General features: G+C 64.6%; 18 protein-coding genes and 1 pseudogene. 10 read left to right on the top strand and 9 right to left on the bottom strand.

The features are described 5' to 3' along the window. Positions 1-79: 79 nt before the first annotated feature. From BV82_RS16975 to BV82_RS16955, 5 genes are all read right to left on the bottom strand, one after another. The gene (locus BV82_RS16975; RefSeq protein ID WP_036996183.1) at positions 80-1,033 is read right to left on the bottom strand and encodes a FecR domain-containing protein; all 954 of its coding nucleotides are present in this window, start codon (positions 1,031-1,033) and stop codon (positions 80-82) included. Continuing rightward, positions 1,030-1,560, bottom strand: coding sequence for a sigma-70 family RNA polymerase sigma factor (locus BV82_RS16970; RefSeq protein WP_010226805.1), 531 nt, complete (start codon positions 1,558-1,560; stop codon positions 1,030-1,032). The genes BV82_RS16975 and BV82_RS16970 overlap by 4 nt, the downstream gene beginning before the upstream one ends. 88 nt (positions 1,561-1,648) lie before the next feature. Beyond that, positions 1,649-2,902, bottom strand: coding sequence for an OprD family porin (locus BV82_RS16965; RefSeq protein ID WP_010226806.1), 1,254 nt, complete (start codon positions 2,900-2,902; stop codon positions 1,649-1,651). Positions 2,903-3,035: 133 nt separating this feature from the next. Next, the gene (locus BV82_RS16960; RefSeq protein ID WP_010226807.1) at positions 3,036-3,566 is read right to left on the bottom strand and encodes a cytochrome b; all 531 of its coding nucleotides are present in this window, start codon (positions 3,564-3,566) and stop codon (positions 3,036-3,038) included. Then, positions 3,563-4,615, bottom strand: coding sequence for a catalase family peroxidase (locus tag BV82_RS16955; protein WP_026001541.1), 1,053 nt, complete (start codon positions 4,613-4,615; stop codon positions 3,563-3,565). Before BV82_RS16955 ends, BV82_RS16960 begins: the two co-directional genes overlap by 4 nt. Positions 4,616-4,740: 125 nt before the next feature. Between BV82_RS16955 and BV82_RS16950 the strand changes: the two genes are divergently transcribed. The 6 genes from BV82_RS16950 (at position 4,741) to BV82_RS16925 (ending at position 8,432) form a co-directional block, all read left to right on the top strand. Then, positions 4,741-5,250 (top strand): sigma-70 family RNA polymerase sigma factor, encoded by a 510-nt coding sequence (locus BV82_RS16950; RefSeq protein WP_036996182.1) that lies wholly within the window; start codon positions 4,741-4,743, stop codon positions 5,248-5,250. Continuing rightward, positions 5,247-5,996: an anti-sigma factor family protein gene (locus BV82_RS16945; RefSeq protein ID WP_010226811.1), complete on the top strand. Its 750-nt coding sequence runs from the start codon at positions 5,247-5,249 to the stop codon at positions 5,994-5,996. The genes BV82_RS16950 and BV82_RS16945 overlap by 4 nt, the downstream gene beginning before the upstream one ends. Before the next feature lie 75 nt (positions 5,997-6,071). Beyond that, positions 6,072-6,407 (top strand): DUF2790 domain-containing protein, encoded by a 336-nt coding sequence (locus tag BV82_RS16940; protein WP_036996181.1) that lies wholly within the window; start codon positions 6,072-6,074, stop codon positions 6,405-6,407. A 238-nt stretch (positions 6,408-6,645) separates the two neighbouring features. Continuing rightward, the gene (locus tag BV82_RS16935) at positions 6,646-7,155 is read left to right on the top strand and encodes a sigma-70 family RNA polymerase sigma factor (RefSeq protein WP_010226815.1); all 510 of its coding nucleotides are present in this window, start codon (positions 6,646-6,648) and stop codon (positions 7,153-7,155) included. Further along, positions 7,152-8,099: a FecR domain-containing protein gene (locus tag BV82_RS16930; RefSeq protein WP_036996180.1), complete on the top strand. Its 948-nt coding sequence runs from the start codon at positions 7,152-7,154 to the stop codon at positions 8,097-8,099. The genes BV82_RS16935 and BV82_RS16930 overlap by 4 nt, the downstream gene beginning before the upstream one ends. An 81-nt stretch (positions 8,100-8,180) precedes the next feature. Continuing rightward, the gene (locus tag BV82_RS16925; RefSeq protein WP_010226819.1) at positions 8,181-8,432 is read left to right on the top strand and encodes a hypothetical protein; all 252 of its coding nucleotides are present in this window, start codon (positions 8,181-8,183) and stop codon (positions 8,430-8,432) included. Between the two features lie 20 nt (positions 8,433-8,452). Here the strand turns inward: BV82_RS16925 and BV82_RS16920 are convergent, their stop codons facing one another. Then, positions 8,453-9,742, bottom strand: coding sequence for an ATP-binding protein (locus BV82_RS16920; protein WP_036996185.1), 1,290 nt, complete (start codon positions 9,740-9,742; stop codon positions 8,453-8,455). A 14-nt stretch (positions 9,743-9,756) separates the two neighbouring features. Beyond that, positions 9,757-10,491, bottom strand: a complete 735-nt coding sequence (locus tag BV82_RS16915; RefSeq protein ID WP_010226824.1) for a response regulator — start codon at positions 10,489-10,491, stop codon at positions 9,757-9,759. Between the two features lie 216 nt (positions 10,492-10,707). Between BV82_RS16915 and BV82_RS16910 the strand changes: the two genes are divergently transcribed. Together BV82_RS16910 and BV82_RS16905 are read left to right on the top strand one after the other, a co-directional pair. Then, positions 10,708-10,971 carry a DUF2790 domain-containing protein gene (locus tag BV82_RS16910; RefSeq protein WP_010226826.1) on the top strand — a complete coding sequence of 88 codons (264 nt, stop codon included), beginning with the start codon at positions 10,708-10,710 and terminating at the stop codon, positions 10,969-10,971. 153 nt (positions 10,972-11,124) lie between these two features. Continuing rightward, positions 11,125-11,589, top strand: a pseudogene (locus BV82_RS16905) (thioredoxin family protein); the annotation flags it as partial. A gap of 112 nt (positions 11,590-11,701) precedes the next feature. Here the strand turns inward: BV82_RS16905 and pdxR are convergent. Further along, positions 11,702-13,210 carry a MocR-like pyridoxine biosynthesis transcription factor PdxR gene (gene pdxR, locus BV82_RS16900; protein ID WP_036996179.1) on the bottom strand — a complete coding sequence of 503 codons (1,509 nt, stop codon included), beginning with the start codon at positions 13,208-13,210 and terminating at the stop codon, positions 11,702-11,704. Positions 13,211-13,309: 99 nt separating this feature from the next. Between pdxR and BV82_RS16895 the strand changes: the two genes are divergently transcribed. Together BV82_RS16895 and BV82_RS16890 are read left to right on the top strand one after the other, a co-directional pair. Next, positions 13,310-14,515, top strand: coding sequence for a benzoate/H(+) symporter BenE family transporter (locus BV82_RS16895; RefSeq protein ID WP_036996177.1), 1,206 nt, complete (start codon positions 13,310-13,312; stop codon positions 14,513-14,515). 52 nt (positions 14,516-14,567) lie between these two features. Further along, positions 14,568-15,038, top strand: a complete 471-nt coding sequence (locus BV82_RS16890) for a hypothetical protein (protein ID WP_036996175.1) — start codon at positions 14,568-14,570, stop codon at positions 15,036-15,038. Positions 15,039-15,159: 121 nt separating this feature from the next. Here the strand turns inward: BV82_RS16890 and BV82_RS16885 are convergent, their stop codons facing one another. Then, a complete protein-coding gene (locus BV82_RS16885) occupies positions 15,160-15,615 on the bottom strand; it encodes an Lrp/AsnC family transcriptional regulator (RefSeq protein WP_036996173.1) in 456 nt (151 codons plus the stop codon). Positions 15,616-15,676 lie beyond the last annotated feature (61 nt).

The following is a 15,676-nucleotide window of genomic DNA, read 5'->3' as shown; positions in this document are numbered from 1 at the left end:
CCTCTTCGTTCGCAAATGAGATTATTTCCTACAGAGGCGGACGAACGAAAAAAAACAGGCACCCCTTGCTGAAAGAATTTCAACTCAGGCCAACGCTGACCCAGAAGCGGTTGTACCGGCGTACCTGAAGCTTGAACGACGTGGCCAGGGCCGACAGCGCCGCATCGCTGTTGGTGAGGGAGAAGGTCCCTGAGACGCGTAGCCCGTTAAGCTCACTGGCGTAGGACAGCAGCCCAGGGCGGTAGCGGCCGAGTTCTTCGAGTACATCGCCCAGGCGCCAGTCCTCGACGATCAGGTGCCCGCTGGTCCAGGCCGCTTCGCTGCTGGCGACGGCCTGCGTGGCGTGGACCGCATGGCTGTCGAACTGGCAACGCTGGCCAGCGTCCAGGCGACGAGCCGGCGCCTGATGCGGGTTGATGCGCACCGCCTGCTCGAACACCTCGACCTGGCTGGCGGCTTCGCGCTGAACGACGCTGAAGCGCGTGCCCAGGGCTTCGACCAGGCCTTGGGCGGTTTCCACGCGCAAGGGGCGTTGCCGGCTGTCCTTGCCGCTAGTCAGAAAAACCCGCCCGTGACGCAGGCGAATCAGTCGTTGCTGAGCATCGAAGCGGATGTCCACGGCGCTGGCGGTATCGAGCACCAACTGGCTGCCGTCGGCGAGGGTCAGGTGACGAATTTCACCGGTGGCACTGTGCACATCCGCCAGCCAGTGCTGCGCCGGCTGGCTGCGATAGCTGGTCCAGCCGCCAAGACCAAGGCCGCTGGCCAGCAGCAGGCCCTTGAGCACGCTGCGCCGGGGCAGGCCTTCGGCTTCGCTACGCTGCAAGGTATCGAAGGCGAGGCCGCCTGGCACACTGGCCAGGCGCCCCTGCAACTGCTCGACCCGCGCCCAGGCCCAGCGATGCTCGGCAGCGCTGGCCAGCCATACCTGCCAGGCCTGGTGCAGTTCGGCCGGGGCATCGCCGGCGGTCAGTTGCACATGCCAGCGGGCGGCGGACTTCAGGGCTTGGCGCTGGCGCTCGCGGTCAGTCATGGCTGAGCATCGTAAGCGAGCAGCAGGCAGCGCTCGGTGGTCTTGATCAGGTACTTTTTCACCGTGGTCAGTGACACACCCAGGGCCTCGGCAATTTCCACGTAGGTCATGCCCAGCCAGTTGGCCATCAGAAACGCCTTGCGTGCCTTGGCGCCGCAGCCCGCCAACAGTTGGTCGATTTCACGCAGGGTCTCCAGAATCAGCACCTGCTCTTCGCTGGAGATCTGTTCGGCTTGCGGTTGCGCTGCCAAGGCTTCCAGGTAAGCGCGCTCCAGTTGCTGACGACGGAAATGATCGATCATCACCCGCCGCGCCACCGTCGCCAGGTAGTTGCGCGGCTCACGCAGCAGGCGCACCAGCTCCAGCGCCTCGGAGGAGGCGAGGATGCGTACGAAGGTGTCCTGCATCAGGTCCGCCGCCCGTTGCGGACAGCTCAGGCGCCGGCGCAGCCAGTGTTGCAACCACAGGTGATGGTGCTGATAGAGCTGGCCGAGTTCGGCATTGGGCGGTGACGGCGGTGCGCTCATCCTGGCTGCATCCCGGAAAAATAATGCAGATGATAAGCATTCCCAAAAAACTAATAAAGCGTTGTTTTCACACGGCCGCCACCTTTGCTTACCAGAGCGCCAGGGTGTAGCCGACAATCAGCCGGTTCTCGTCGATGTCCGTGGTCAGGCCGCCACTGGAACGGAAGGTGGCGTTGCGCAGCCGCACGCTGACATTCTTCAGCGGCCCGCTTTGCACCACGTAGGCAATGTCGGTATCGCGTTCCCATTCCTTACCGCCGCTGACACTGGCGGTTTCGATATGGCTGCCATTCACGTAGCGGGTCATGAAGCTCAAGCCCGGCAGGCCGAGGGCGGCGAAGTTGTAGTCGTAACGCGCCTGCCAGGCATCGGTTTCAGCCTTGGTGAAGACGTTCACGGTGACCAGGTTGACCGAGTAGGGGTCCAGGCCCGGGTAGGCAAAATCGCCATCGCCTGAGAGGTTCTGGTAACCGAGGCCGAACTTGTGTGCGCCCACGCCCAGGGTCAGCATGCCGTTGAAGAAGCGGTTGTCGATCTTGCCGCCGTCGACCCGCGAGGCCGCGCGCAGGTTGTGGCTGCCCTGTTCGCGGGTGTCGAAGTAACGCAGATCGCTGCGCAGGTTGATGCCTTCTGCCAGGGGCAGGTCGTGGACCAGCCCGGCGTAGTGCTGGCGGTAGATATCCTGCATCTGCGCGTAGTAATAGCTGACGGCCAGGCGCGGGTTGATCGCGTAGGTGCCGCCGGCCAGGTCCAGGTGATTGCTCTCGACCCCGGCGTAGCTCATCTCGTCGTTGCTCGAGGAGTCGCGCAGGTTTTGTTTTTCCAGGCGGCCGAGGTTCAGGGTCAGGCCGTCGATGTCCTGGGAGGTCAGCAGGCCGCCGCTGTAGGTCGAAGGCAGCAGGCGCACGTCGTTGATCGCCGCCACCGGCAGCATCGGTTGCAGGGTGCCGAGCTTGAGGGTGGTTTTGCTGACCCGCAGCTTGGCGGTCAGGCCCAGTTCGCTGTAGTCGTCCACCGGCTCCTGGCTGGCGCCGAAGGGCAGCAGGCCGGTACCGCGCCGGTCGCGGCTGGCGTCGAGCTTGACCCCCAGCTCGCCCAGGGCATCGAGGCCAAAGCCTACGGTGCCTTCGGTAAAGCCCGACTCCATTTTCAGGATGAAGCCCTGAGCCCATTCCCGCGCCTGGCTCTGCGGCGCGCCGCTTTGGCGAAAGTCACGGCTGAAGTAGAAGTTGCGCGCCTCAAGGCTGGCCTTGCTGTCCTTGATGAACTCGGCCTGGGCGATGTAGGGGGTGAATGCGGCGCACAGGCCGGCACTCACCGTCAGCGAACGGGGCAGAAGCATTGGGGGCTACCTTTCTTGTTGTTGTGTGTGGCGGGTGCCAGGTGTCTCTGCCTATATTGTTAACATATTATCTTTATTTTTGAATAGACCTATTGCTGGTATAAACGGCCTGGAACGGAAATTAATTAAGATATTAATCCTTTGGCAGTGGCCCCGGCCACATGCTGCGCAGCACGGCGTCACGGCGTACCAGCCCGTGCACCAGCGCCGCACCCAGGTGCACCAGCACGCTGGCAAACAGCACATAGGCCAGCCAGCCGTGGGCCTGGCGCAGCAGGGCATACAGTTGCAGGTCGTGGGGCACCAGCGCCGGCAGTTGCAGCGGCAGCGGATAGCCGCCGGCAGACTGCATGCCCCAGCCCAGCAGCGGCATCGCGAGCATCAGCCCGTACAACAACAGGTGCGAAGCTTTCGCCGCCCAGCGCTGCAGTGGCGGCAAGTCGTCGGGTAGCGGCGGGTGCGGCAGGCTCAGGCGTACGCCAATGCGCACGATCACCAGCAGCAACAGGGCCAGGCCAATGGCCTTGTGCAGGCTGATCAGCCAGGTATGGCGCGGCGACAGGTCGCTGACCATGCTCACGCCAACAAACAGCATGGCCAGGATCAGCAGCGCCATCAGCCAGTGCAGGACGCGGGCCAGGGGGTGGAAGGCAACAGGTTTCATCGGCGAGCTCCCAGCTGCGCGGCTTCACGGCTGCGGCGGTTGAAGGATTCCGAGTAGGCCGCCGAGCGCGCCGCGAGGATCGGGTCGGCCGAAGGCTGGATGCCGCTCGGCAGAATCAGCGGGTCGAAGTTCAGGTCGCGACAGGCGCCTTGTTCCGCGGCATCGACCTGGTCGATCACCAGGGTGCCGGCGTTTACCGTGGGCCGCTGCGCAGGCCAGGGCTGGCTCGGGTCATCGACGGCATCGCCGGCTGCGGCCAGCGTCAATTGCAGGGTCCAGCGCAGCGGGCCCTGGTTCAGGCGCTGGCGTAGGTCGTGTTGCAGGTAGTCGTTGTCGTCGACCTGAGCCGGCAGGGCGGCGAACGGGGTTTGCGGCAACAGGCTCCAGCGCACGTAGCGGGCCTTGCCAGCGGCATCGATCAGGGCAAAAGCGTTGATGCTGTTGTAGCTGGAGCTGGCGAAACTGTCCGAGGCTTTGTAGTCCTTGGCCCATTGGCGAAAGGCGGCGCTCTCCGGGTGGGCGGCAAAAAATGCCTGCAGGCGCGCCGGGTCCGGTTTGCCGGAGGCCGGGTCGGGGGTCATGGCCAGCACTTGCTGGTAGAAGGCCTCGGGCGTGCCCACCGCCAGCACCGGCGGCGTGTTCATGCCGGTGCGCCACTGCTGGCCATCGTCGCTGCGCAGTTGTAGCGCCAGGCTGCGGGTCGGCACGCTGGCATCAGGGCTGTGGGGGTTGGCGCCGCCGATGGCGAAGCGGCCGATTACCGGCACCCTGGCCTGGCTGAACACCCTCGCAGTGGACAGCTTCGCCGCAGCGCCGCTGCTCTGAAAGTAGCCACTGACGCACAGGCCCTTGGCGTGATTCTTACGGTAACCGGGGTAGTGCCCGGCCTGGGCTTCGAAGGTGTCGATAATGCGCTTCGGGGTCAGGCGCTCGGCGCCGATCCAGCCGGCGGCATAGGCAAAACCTGCGGCCAGGGCCGTCAGCCCGAAGCCGATGGCAGCCAGGCGCAAGGCGCGCGGGCGACCGTGTAACGGAGTGCTCATGGCGATGATCCGGGTCAGTGAATGAGCCGGTACGACGCGTGGCGCAGAATTTTATTCCAGCATCAGGGAATAATTCTTCACCGCCAGCGTCTGCTTCGTACACTGATCGCCTACAGGCCAAGACTGCGGCAATGAACGAACTAGACGACGAGCAATTACGCCAGATGCTTGAGCGCCTGCGTCGCTTCGCCCTGTGGCTGACCCGCGAGGCCAGCAGCGCCGACGACCTGGTCCAGGCCACGGTCGAGCGCGCCTTGAGCCGCCGTGGTCAACAACGCGAAGACGCCAGCCTGCGCGCCTGGCTGTTCTCGATCCTGTACCGGCAGTTTATCGACGGCAAACGCCGCGAACGCCGCCAGGCACGTTGGCTGGCCTGGTTCGGCCGCAGCGAGGAGGCGGGCAGCAACACCGAAGATATCGTCGTTGCCCAGTTGGGCCTGGCAGCGTTCGCGCAACTGCCCACCGAGCAGCGTGCCTTGCTGTTGCTGGTCAGCGTTGAAGGCCTGAGCTACAAGGAGGCTGCCCTGGCCCTGGATGTGCCGATTGGCACGGTAATGTCACGCTTGTCGCGCGCCCGCGCGGCCATGCGCGAACTGGCCGAGGGCGACACACCGCCCCCGGCGCTGCGGAGGTTGAAATGAGCTTGATCCCGTCCGAACACGAACTGCACGCTTATGTCGACGAGCGCCTGGACAGCGAGCGGCGGCGGGCGGTGGAGCTGTACCTGGCGGCCAACCCCGAGCAGGCGGCGCGGGTCGAAGCCTGGCGCAACGATGCCCGCCAGCTGCGCGCGGCGCTGTCCGGCTTTGCCGCGCAAGCACCCAACCCGCGCCTGGACCCGGCCAACGTGCGCCGTGAGTTGCGCCGCCGGCGGCAACGGCGCTGGGCCAGTGCTGCGGTACTGCTGCTGACCCTGGGCATCGGCGGCCTGGGCGGCTGGCAGGTGCGCGAGGCGAGCCTGCTGGCCAGCAACCCGCCGATGGCCGATGCCGTGCAGGCCCATCGGCTGTTCGCCGATGCCAAGGCCCTCGACCTCAGCGCCCAGGACCCGGCGCGCCTGCAGGCCTGGCTGGGCCAGCACTTTGCCCATGTCGGCACTTTACCGGACCTCTCGGCCTACGGTTTTACCCCGCTAGGTGCGCGGCTGCTGAGCAACGAGCAGGGGCCGGCGGCGCTGTTGTTGTTTGAAGACGCCCGGGGCCAGCGGGTCAGCCTGTTCCTGCGCTCGCCGGGTGAGCACTATGCGCGCATGCCCAGTGGTGAGCGAACCGACGGCCAGCTGCAGGCCCGCTACTGGTCGCGAGGGGACTACAACTACGCCCTGGTCAGCGCCGCATCCGACCGCCGAGGCGAGCAATTGCGTCAGGCGCTTGGTATCACTTTGTAGCTGAAATGCCATTAGGGGCGTAAGCTCAAAGCCGTTGTTACTGTCGTCATTTAACTTTATTCGAGGTATCCGCCAATGAAGCGCACGCAAGGTTTGGTATTGGCCGCAGTGGTTCTGCTGGCCGGCCAAAGCGCGCTGGCTTCGGCACCAGAGGTAAAGGATGCGCGTCTGGTTGCCCATGAGCAGGCAGTGCAGGCCTATGCAGCAAGAACCGGCAAGACCGTCCCCGCGATCCAGGATTTTGCCTACGGCAAATCTGTGGATGTCGCCCGTCTGATCGAGCAAACACCCATGGCCCGCGGCTGCGAAGCGGCGCCAATGCTGATGACCTTTGAAGACTCCAGCGGCCAGCTGGTTACCCTGCGGTATCGGCTCGAAGGCCAGTGTCCGCGCTTTCAGTCAACGCGATAACGCGCCCCGGCAGCGGCGAGGGATCGTCGCTGCGCCACGCCAGGTGAAGGCCCAACCGCGGACTGGTGTCTTGCAAGCGGCAAAAGCACACACCCACTGCGCGGGGTATCGGCCCCCACAGTGCGGGAGGTGCGCCAGCGCTGGCAGATGATAAAAGCCGTGTAATAGCGCTTGGATTGCGCCAGGGTATTAATTAGAATCAATCTCATTTGAGTCTGATCCATCCAGGTGCGTAGACATGAGCGAAGCGGCGAGCCCAACCGAGCAGACCCTGCATGGCCTCTATCGGGAGCATCGCAGCTGGCTTGAACGCTGGTTGTATCAGCGCTTGGGCAACCGCTGGGATGCCGCCGACCTCAGCCAGGACACCTTCCTGCGGGTGCTGGCCAGCCCCCAGGTGCTTAGCGAACTGCGTGAGCCGCGGGCCTACCTGCTGACCGTCGGCAAGCGCTTGCTGGTCAACTTCCACAAACGCCGCAGCCTGGAACAGGCCTACCTCGAGGCCCTGGCCAACCTGCCCGAAGCGCAGATGCCGTCACCGGAACAACGCTGGTTGCTGCTGGAAACCTTGCAGGCCCTGGACGAACTGCTCGATGGCTTGCCACCAGCAGTGCGTCGGGCGTTTCTCTGGTCGCAGCTCGAAGGCCTGAACTACGCACAGATTGCCGAGCGTCTGGCTGTCAGTGAGCGTACGGTCAAACGCTACATGGCCCAGGCCTATGAGCATTGCCTGTTGGTTGATCTATGAACCGCACCTTCAGCCGCGAATCCCGGCAACTGGCCCGCACGGCGGCGCGCTGGCTGGCCTTGCTCGATTCCGGGCGCGCCAGCGCCGACGACTTGCAGCGCTTGCAGTACTGGCGCGCGGCAAGCCCGCAGCACGAGCAGATCTGGCAGCGTGCCGAAGGCTTGCGCCAACGCTTTCAGGAGGTGCCGCCAAGCTTGGCCATGGCCAGCCTGGATCGCCCCGAACCGAACCGTCGTACCTTGCTCAAGCGCGGCCTGATGGTAGCCGTGTTGCTGCCTGCTGGCTGGCTGCTCAGCCAGCAGACGCCGCTGCAGGCCTTGCGCGCCGACCTGCGTACCGCAGTGGGTGAACGCCGTGGCGTGCGCCTGGCCGATGGCAGCCTGCTGCAATTGAACACCGCCACAGCCGTCGACCTTGACCTTGTTCACCAGCGCTTGACCCTGGTCGAGGGTGAGATCGCCCTGAACGTCAGTCGCGCCCAAGCCCTGCACGTCGAGCTGGGCATGGCCCGGGTGAGCGTTGGCCAGGCCCAGGTGTGCCTGCGCCGCGATGCCGAACAGTGTCGCATCGCCGTGCTGCATGGCTCGGTGCAGGTGCGGCCGCGCCACGGTGCGGCGCTGGCCTTGCAGGCCGGCGATCAACTGACCATCAGCGCCGACGGCAGTGGCGCCATGGACCGTTTCGATCCCCATCAACCGGACTGGCGCGACGGTGTGCTGAGCGTCAACGACCAGCCGCTGGGGCAATTTTTGCGTGAGCTGTCGCGTTATCGGCCGGGTTGGTTGCGCTGGGAGCCGGCGCTGGAGTCGCTCAAGGTTACGGGGACCTTCCGCCTGGATGACACCGACCGGGTGTTGACCTTGCTGGCTGCCAGCCTGCCGCTGGCGGTGCAGGCACGCAGCCGCTACTGGATCACCCTGGTGCCGCGGCAGAAAGCGGCATGAACGAGGCCTGGTATTTTTGCCAGTAGCGCACCCGCTTGCAGAGGGTGATGATGCCGGTTCAAGGGCTGGAGCCATGCGGACATGGACGACGACAACAAAGAGCGTCTTCGCCTGTATCAACCTGGAGACACCGTGGTGCTGTATGGCTGTTTTGCCGCCGAGTACGGGGTCATGGACAGCCAGTCAGGCGAAGTACGCCGCATCGACTGGGGCGCGCACCAATTGCAGCTGTACTTCGCCTGCGATGATGAATGCCGCTGCATTCCATTCGCCAGCATCACTGCGGTGCTGGTACCCGGCCACTGCCGCGCCGCAGTAGCTGATCAAGGCTGAGCGTGGCCGCGCCAGCGGCTTCAGGGCAGTTCGATCTGCGCGCACAGCCCACCGCTGGCCCGGTTGCTCAAGGTCAGGGAGCCGCCGATGGCCTGGGTGAGCTGCGCGGCGATAGCCAGGCCCAGGCCGGTGCCGCCGGTGCTGCGGTTGCGCGAGTTCTCCACGCGATAGAAGGGCTGCAATACCGCGTCGAGCTCTTCGGCGGGAATCCCCGGGCCCTGGTCGAGCACGCGAATCACCGTGCTGTGGTTGGCGCCGCTGTGCACCTCAAGCTGCGCCGCGCCGGCGAACTTCAGGGCGTTGTCGATCAGGTTCACCAGCACCCGGCGCAAGGCTTGCGGGCGGGTCTCGATCAGCGCGCCGTTCTTGCCGTGCAGCTCGACCGGCTGGCCGCTGTCCTGGTAGTCGAACACCAGGCTGTCGAGAAAGGCATCGAGGTTGACCCGGCACGGCACCTCGCTGTTGCCATCGATGCTGCGGGCATAGGCCACGCCTTCGCGCACCAGGTGTTCCATGGCCTCCAGGTCGCTCCAGAATTTGTCTTTGTCGAGGCCATTGTCCATGGCTTCGACCCGCAGCTTCATGCGCGTGATCGGCGTCTGCAGGTCATGGGAGATCGCCGCCAGCAGTTGCATGCGCTCTTTCAGGTAGGCGCCGATGCGCGCCTGCAAGGTATTGAAGGCCACTGCGGCATACACCACTTCCCGTGGGCCACTTTCGTCCAGCTGTGGCCCCGGGGCGTTGGGGTCGAGCTGGTCGACTGCTTCGGCCAGGCGGGTCAGCGGGCGGATCGCGGTTTTCACCGCCAGCCAGGTGCACAGCAACAGCACCGCCAGCTGGATCAGCAGGACCACGGGCAGCCAGCTCGACATCGGCACCGGCGCCGGGGTGACGTCGACAGTCAGCGGCTTGCCATCGGCCAGGCGCAGGCGCACCTGGAAGTGCGGTGTGGGCCCGGGGATGTTCTGGTAGTCCAGCGCGTACTGGCCGCCCAGGGCCTTGCCGATGGACAGCGCGGCCATGGGCGCATCGTCCATGCTCAGGCGCTGGCCGGGCTCGCCGCTATCAAGGCGGTAGCGGTAGGTGCGCCGCTCCAGGCGCGGCAGCCAGGCGGCGCGTTCAGCGGCCGGCAGGCGGTCGAGAATGGCCACGGAGGTGGCGACGTCCTGCTCCAGGTTGCCGAGCATCATCGAGCGCGAGCTCTGGTAGCGCTCGTAGAACTGGAAGCTGAACGACAGCCCATAAGCCAGCACCAGGCCGGTGAAGAAGATCAGCGCCAGGCGCGAGGCGAGGGTGCGCGGCCAGCGCAACAGGCTGGTCATGTTCAGGCCTCGACCCGTTGTACCGGCAAGGAGAACACATAGCCCTCGCTGCGTACCGTCTTGATGTAGGCCGGCTCGCGGGCGTCATCCTGCAGGCGCTGGCGCAGGCGGCTGACCAACAGGTCGATGGAGCGGTCGAAGATATCCGCTTCGCGGCCTTGCGTGAGGTTGAGCAGTTGCTCGCGGCTGAGCACCCGTTGCGGATGATCGAGGAACACCCGCAGCAGGCGATACTCGGCGCCGCTCAGGGCCACCAGGGTGCCGTCGGTGTCGAGCAGGTGACGCGCGGTGGTGTCCAGGCGCCAGTGGCCGAAGCCGATCAGGCGGCTGCTTTCGCTGACGGTCAGGTTCGGTGGCAGCATGCGCGTGCGGCGCAGTACGGCGTTGATTCGGGCCAGCAGTTCGCGAGCCGAAAAGGGTTTGCTCAGGTAATCGTCGGCGCCCATTTCCAGGCCGATGATGCGGTCGGTTTCGTCGTTGCGGGCGGTCAGCATCAGCACGGGCGTGGCCTTGTGCTTGCCGGCGCGCAGTTCGCGGCACAACTGCAGGCCGTCGTCACCGGGCATCATGATGTCGAGCACGATCAGGTCGACCACATTGGACTCGAGGAAGGCGCGCATCTGCCGGCCATCGGCGGCGATGGTGGTGCGCAGCCCGTTCTTTTTCAGGTAGTTGCCCACCAGCTCCCTGATCTCGCGATCATCGTCGACGATCAGGATGTGATCGACATGCTCCATCGTCCGGCTCCCGTCATGGTGGTGGCGGCAAGTGTACCGAGGCCGGTGTCGCTTGCCTGCCGGGGTTTGTATTGCAGTGTATCTGCTGTGGCCATAGATACCTGGGGAGGCAAAGCGGGCTGATCCGGACACATCGGCGATACCTGGCGGGCCTGCAATAGACAGCAACGGGGTGGAACCCTTCACCGCCTTGCAACCTGCTTCGGGAGTACCGCCATGAACATCAAGCCCCTTGCCACTGCCAGCCTGGTGACCCTGCTGAGCTTCGGCACCATTGCCGCCCAGGCCAACGACAACGTGCCGGTGCAGCCCTATCGCTATGGCCAGCAACTGGATGTGCACAAGGTCCTGGCCTTGCACGAAGACAGTCGCATCGGCTGCGGCGTGGTCAATGCGCAAATGGACTACCTTGATTCCCAGGGCAAGGAGCACCGCCTGCAGTACCAGAAATTTGCCAGCGACTGCCATGAAGGCGGTTAAGCCATCGACCAGGGAGGTTCGTCCATGAACATCAACGTTAACGCTACCCGCCGCCGGGCCTTGGGCCTGGCCGCCTTGCTGGCCGTGCTGCTGGCGGCCGCAGGCCTGGGCAACCGCCTTTTCGCTGGCACGCCTGCAAGCCTTGAAGTACTGGGGCCGATGCCGGAGCTGGCGGGTGCCGTGCAGTGGCTCAACTCGCCGCCGCTTGACCGCGAAGCGCTCAAGGGCAAGGTGGTGCTGGTGGACTTCTGGACCTACGAGTGCATCAACTGCCGACGCAGCCTGCCGCACGTCAACACCTGGGCCAAGCGCTACGCTGAGCGGGGCCTGGTGGTGATCGGCGTGCACACCCCGGAATACGCCGAAGAACGGGTGGTCGACAATGTGCGCGAGCAAGTGGCCAAGCTGGGCATCGATTACCCGGTGGCCATCGACAACGACTATGCGATCTGGAACGCCTTCGGCAACCAGTTCTGGCCGGCGCACTACATCGTCGACGGCAACGGCCAGGTGCGCTATGTGCACTTTGGCGAGGGCGCCTACGACACCCAGGAGCAGGTGATCCAGCAATTGCTCGAGGAGCGACCTGTGGGAGCGGCGGTGCGGCGTCCCGACTAGACCCGCGATCGAGCGCGAAGCGTTCGTAAACCAGGCGCCGCCTGATGTGCTGGTTGTACTGGCCTCATCGCGGGTCAAGCCCGCTCCCACAGATAGTTGCTACCACTATTTTTCACTGACGCGATGGTTGTTTCAGGGCCTTGGCCAGCTGCCGGATCGCCGTTTCGATTTCACTGGCCGTCAGTGATGAATAGCCCAGCAACCAGCCCTGCTGTTTGTGTTCACCGGCATACAAGCGGCTGAGCCCGGGCAGCTGCACACCGGCACGGGCGGCCAGGCGTTGGGTCTGTGGTTCTGACCAGCCCGGCTCGAGCACACAGGGAATCTGCAGGCCACCCGGCGGGCGCATGGCGGTGACGATGCCCGCCAGGTGCTTGCCAATGGCCTCGAGCAGGCACGCCCGGCGTCCGGCGTAGAGTTTGCGCATGGCTCGCACATGGGCGTTGTAGTGGCCGTCGTCCATGAAGCGCGCCAGGGTCAGTTGCAGCACCTGCGGCGTATGCCCGTCGATGATGCTGCGTGCCGCGCTGAAGGGCGCCACCAGCTCCGTCGGCAGCACCATGTAGCCGATGCGCAGGCCGGGGTAGAGGGTCTTGCTGAAGGTGCCGATGTAGAGGGTGCGCTGGTGGCTGTCCAGGCCCTGCACGCAGGTGGTCGGCAGGCCGTCGTAATGGAATTCGCTGTCGTAGTCGTCCTCGATGATCCACGTGCCGTTTTCCGCTGCCCAGTTGATCAGTTCAAGGCGGCGCTCCAGGCTCAGGGTCGCGCCCGTGGGGTACTGATGCGAAGGGGTGAGGTAGACGCAGCGGGCGCCGCTGCGGTCGGCACGCAGCAGGTCGGTACGGATGCCCTGGGCGTCGACGTCGATGGGTACGATCCGCGCTTGCGCCGCTTCAAAGGCTTTTTTCGCGCCAAAGTAGCCGGGGTTCTCCAGCAGGATCGGCTTGCCGGCGTCCACCAGCATCTGTGCGCAAAGGAACAGCGCCTGGCGGGTACTGCTGAGCACCAGCACCTGCTCGGGTGCCACTTTGGCGCCACGCTCCAGATTCAGGTAGGTGGCGATGGCCTTGCGCAGGGCCTCGCAGCCCTGTGGGTCACCATGTAGCAGGACGTTGTCGCGATGGTCTTTCACGGCTTGGCGTTGCAGGCGCTCCCAGACATCCATCGGGAACGAGCGGGTTTCCGGCAGGCCGGTGGCAAAGGCCTTGATTGCCTGTTGATCGCTGACGCCACCGTTGTCGAAGAGGGTTTGGCCACGCTGGCTCAGGCCCTGGCCAGGCAGCCGGTTACTGGTTTTTTGTGCCTGGGCCTTGATGCGCCGTTGCGTGCCGCCGTGCAGTTGCGCGCCGAGGTTGTGCGACACATAGCTCCCCGAACCCTCGCGGCGCAGGATGTAGCCATCGCGCTGCAATTGCACATAAGCGTTCTCGACGGTGTCGCGGGCCACCCCCAGTGACGTGGCCAGGGTCCGCGTCGCCGGCAGTTTCATGCCGCCGGCCAGTGCGCCTTCAAGGATTAGTGCACGCAAGGCGCGCTGGATACGCTGGTGCAGGTCCAGCGGCGCGAACTGCGCGTCGTTGACACGCATCTTCAGGGTTTCAAGCTCGAACGTGGTTGTCATGTGGTCTGCTGTAAGTGAAAAAACTGGCCTGAATGGGCAGGCCAGTCTATTCGTACACTCGGTCGCTCGTCACTGCCTACCTGCAAGGAACCACCTGCTATGCCTGATTCAGCGATACGCGCCAGCGACCTCATCCATCCGATCATTGCCGGCCTTATCTCGGTGATCGTCAACTATGGCGGGACGTTCATCCTGGTGTTCCAGGCGGCCCAGGTTGCCGGTTTGAGCCCCGCACTCACGGCTTCCTGGGTGTGGTCGGTATCCATCGGCGTTGGCGTTACCGGGCTGTTGCTCAGCTGGGTGATGCGTCAGCCGATCATCACCGCCTGGTCCACCCCGGCGGCGGCCTTTCTGGTCGTAGCCTTGGCCAGTACGCCTTATGCCGAGGCGGTAGGCGCTTACCTGGTCTCGGCGGCCGCGTTCGTGCTGCTGGGCTTATCGGGCTGTTTCGACAAGCTCATCCGTCTGATTCCAGCGGGCATTGCGGCGGGGCTGCTGGCCGGGATCCTGCTGCAATTCGGCATCGGTGCCTTTGCCGGGCTGAGCGTCGACCCGCTGCTGGCCGCGCTGCTGATCGTTGCCTATCTGCTCTTCAAGAGCTTCAGTGCGCGCTATGCGGTGGTGGGCATTTTGCTGCTGGGGCTGGGCTTTTTGCTGATGCGCGGGCAACTGGACTTGTCGGGGCTGCGCCTGCAATTGGCGGCGCCGGTCTTCACCGCACCTGTGTTTTCGCTCAATGCCGTGCTCAGCGTGGCCCTGCCGTTGTTCCTGATTACCCTGACCGGCCAGTACATGCCCGGCATGCTGGTGCTGCGCAATGACGGCTTCAAGGCCAGTGCCAACCCCATCGTCACCCTTACCGGACTGGGCTCGCTGTTGATGGCGCCGTTCGGCGCCCACGCCTTCAACATCGCTGCAATCACCGCGGCGATCTGCACTGGCAAGGAGGCCCACGAAGAGCCCGGCAAGCGCTGGATCGCCGGGGTGGCAGCAGGCGTGTTGTACCTTGTTGTCGGTGTCTTCGGGGTAACCCTGGCCGCGCTGTTCATGGCCTTTCCGGCCACTTTCATCAGCACCCTGGCGGGGTTGGCGCTGCTGGGCAGCATTGGCGGCAGCCTGGCCAATGCCATGGCCGATGCGCAAACCCGCGAAGCGTCGCTGATCACTTTTCTGGCGGCGGCCGCCAATATCAATGTGCTCGGGATTGGTGGGGCGTTCTGGGGATTGCTGATTGGGCTTGGGGCTTATGCCGTGCTCAATGGCCGCTTGCCGCGCCGGGATGTTCTCCCGCAAAGGGTACTTTAGCCCTGGTATCCACGCTAGGATCAGCAGTCCTGCACTGACAACGAGGTCACCTGTGAAATATGCCATTGCCCTGCTACTGAGCCTGACGCCGCTATTGGCCAGTGCCGCCGACGTCGGCGAGCGCCTGGCGCCGTTTACCTTGCTTGACCAGCACGACCAGGCCTACAGCCTCAACGCGCAGACCCGCGTGCTGCTGGTGGCGCGCAACATGGACGCGGCCAAGCTGGTCAAGGCCGCGCTGGGCGAGCAGCCCAAGGGCTACCTGGAGGCGCGCGATGCGGTGTTCGTCGCCGATATCCAGCGCATGCCGGCGCTGATCAGCAAGCTGTTCGCGATCCCGGCCATGCGCGATTACAACTACCGGGTGGTGCTGGACCGCGACGGCAAGGTCGTCGCGCAGTATCCGGGGGCTGAGGACAAGGTGCTGTGGCTTCAGTTGGAGCAGGGCAAGGTGGTGGCGCAGAAGGAATATGCCAGTGCCGAGGCGTTGGCGGCGGCACTAAAGGCTTTACCGCCGCAATAATGGCGGGGCTGCTTTGCAACCCATCGCCGTCAAGGCCAGCTCCCACAGTGGATTTGCATGCACCGGAACCCTGTGGGCGCTGGCTTGCCAGCGATGAGGCCGGTGCCGGCAGGCGCACAGCCTAGAGCGGCACCTGCAACGTCGTCTTGACCCGGTCCAGCACCACAACGGTCCGAAACCACTTCACGTTGGGGTTATCGTGAAACAGCCGCTGGGCGATGTCCTGGAACACGGTCATGCTCGCCACCGTCAGTACCAGCAAGAAGTCGGCATCGCCAGTGACGTAATAGCACTGCTGAATCTCCGGCCCTGAGAAGGCACGCTTCATCGCGTCCAGGTCCGCCGACTGGGTGCGGTCGGCATGCACCTCGACCATCAGGGTAATCACCTGACCGACTTTGTCCGGGTTGATGACCGCAGCGTTGGCCTGAATTACCCCGGACTTTTTCAAACGCTGAATACGCCGCTGCACCGAGGCCGTGGATAAATGTACCTGTTCGGCCAGCTCGCGCAGGGGCTGGCTGTTGTCCCGCTGCAAGGCAGCGAGCAGGGCAAGGTCGAATTCGTCCAGGTCCATGCAAAAATTTCTCATCTTGAGCGGTGAAAACGAGGGCACTTATCAGTGCCTGCGGAATAAA

Source organism: Pseudomonas donghuensis (assembly GCF_000696345.2).
Classification (GTDB): domain Bacteria; phylum Pseudomonadota; class Gammaproteobacteria; order Pseudomonadales; family Pseudomonadaceae; genus Aquipseudomonas; species Aquipseudomonas donghuensis.
This window is presented reverse-complemented; position numbering and strand designations above follow the sequence as displayed.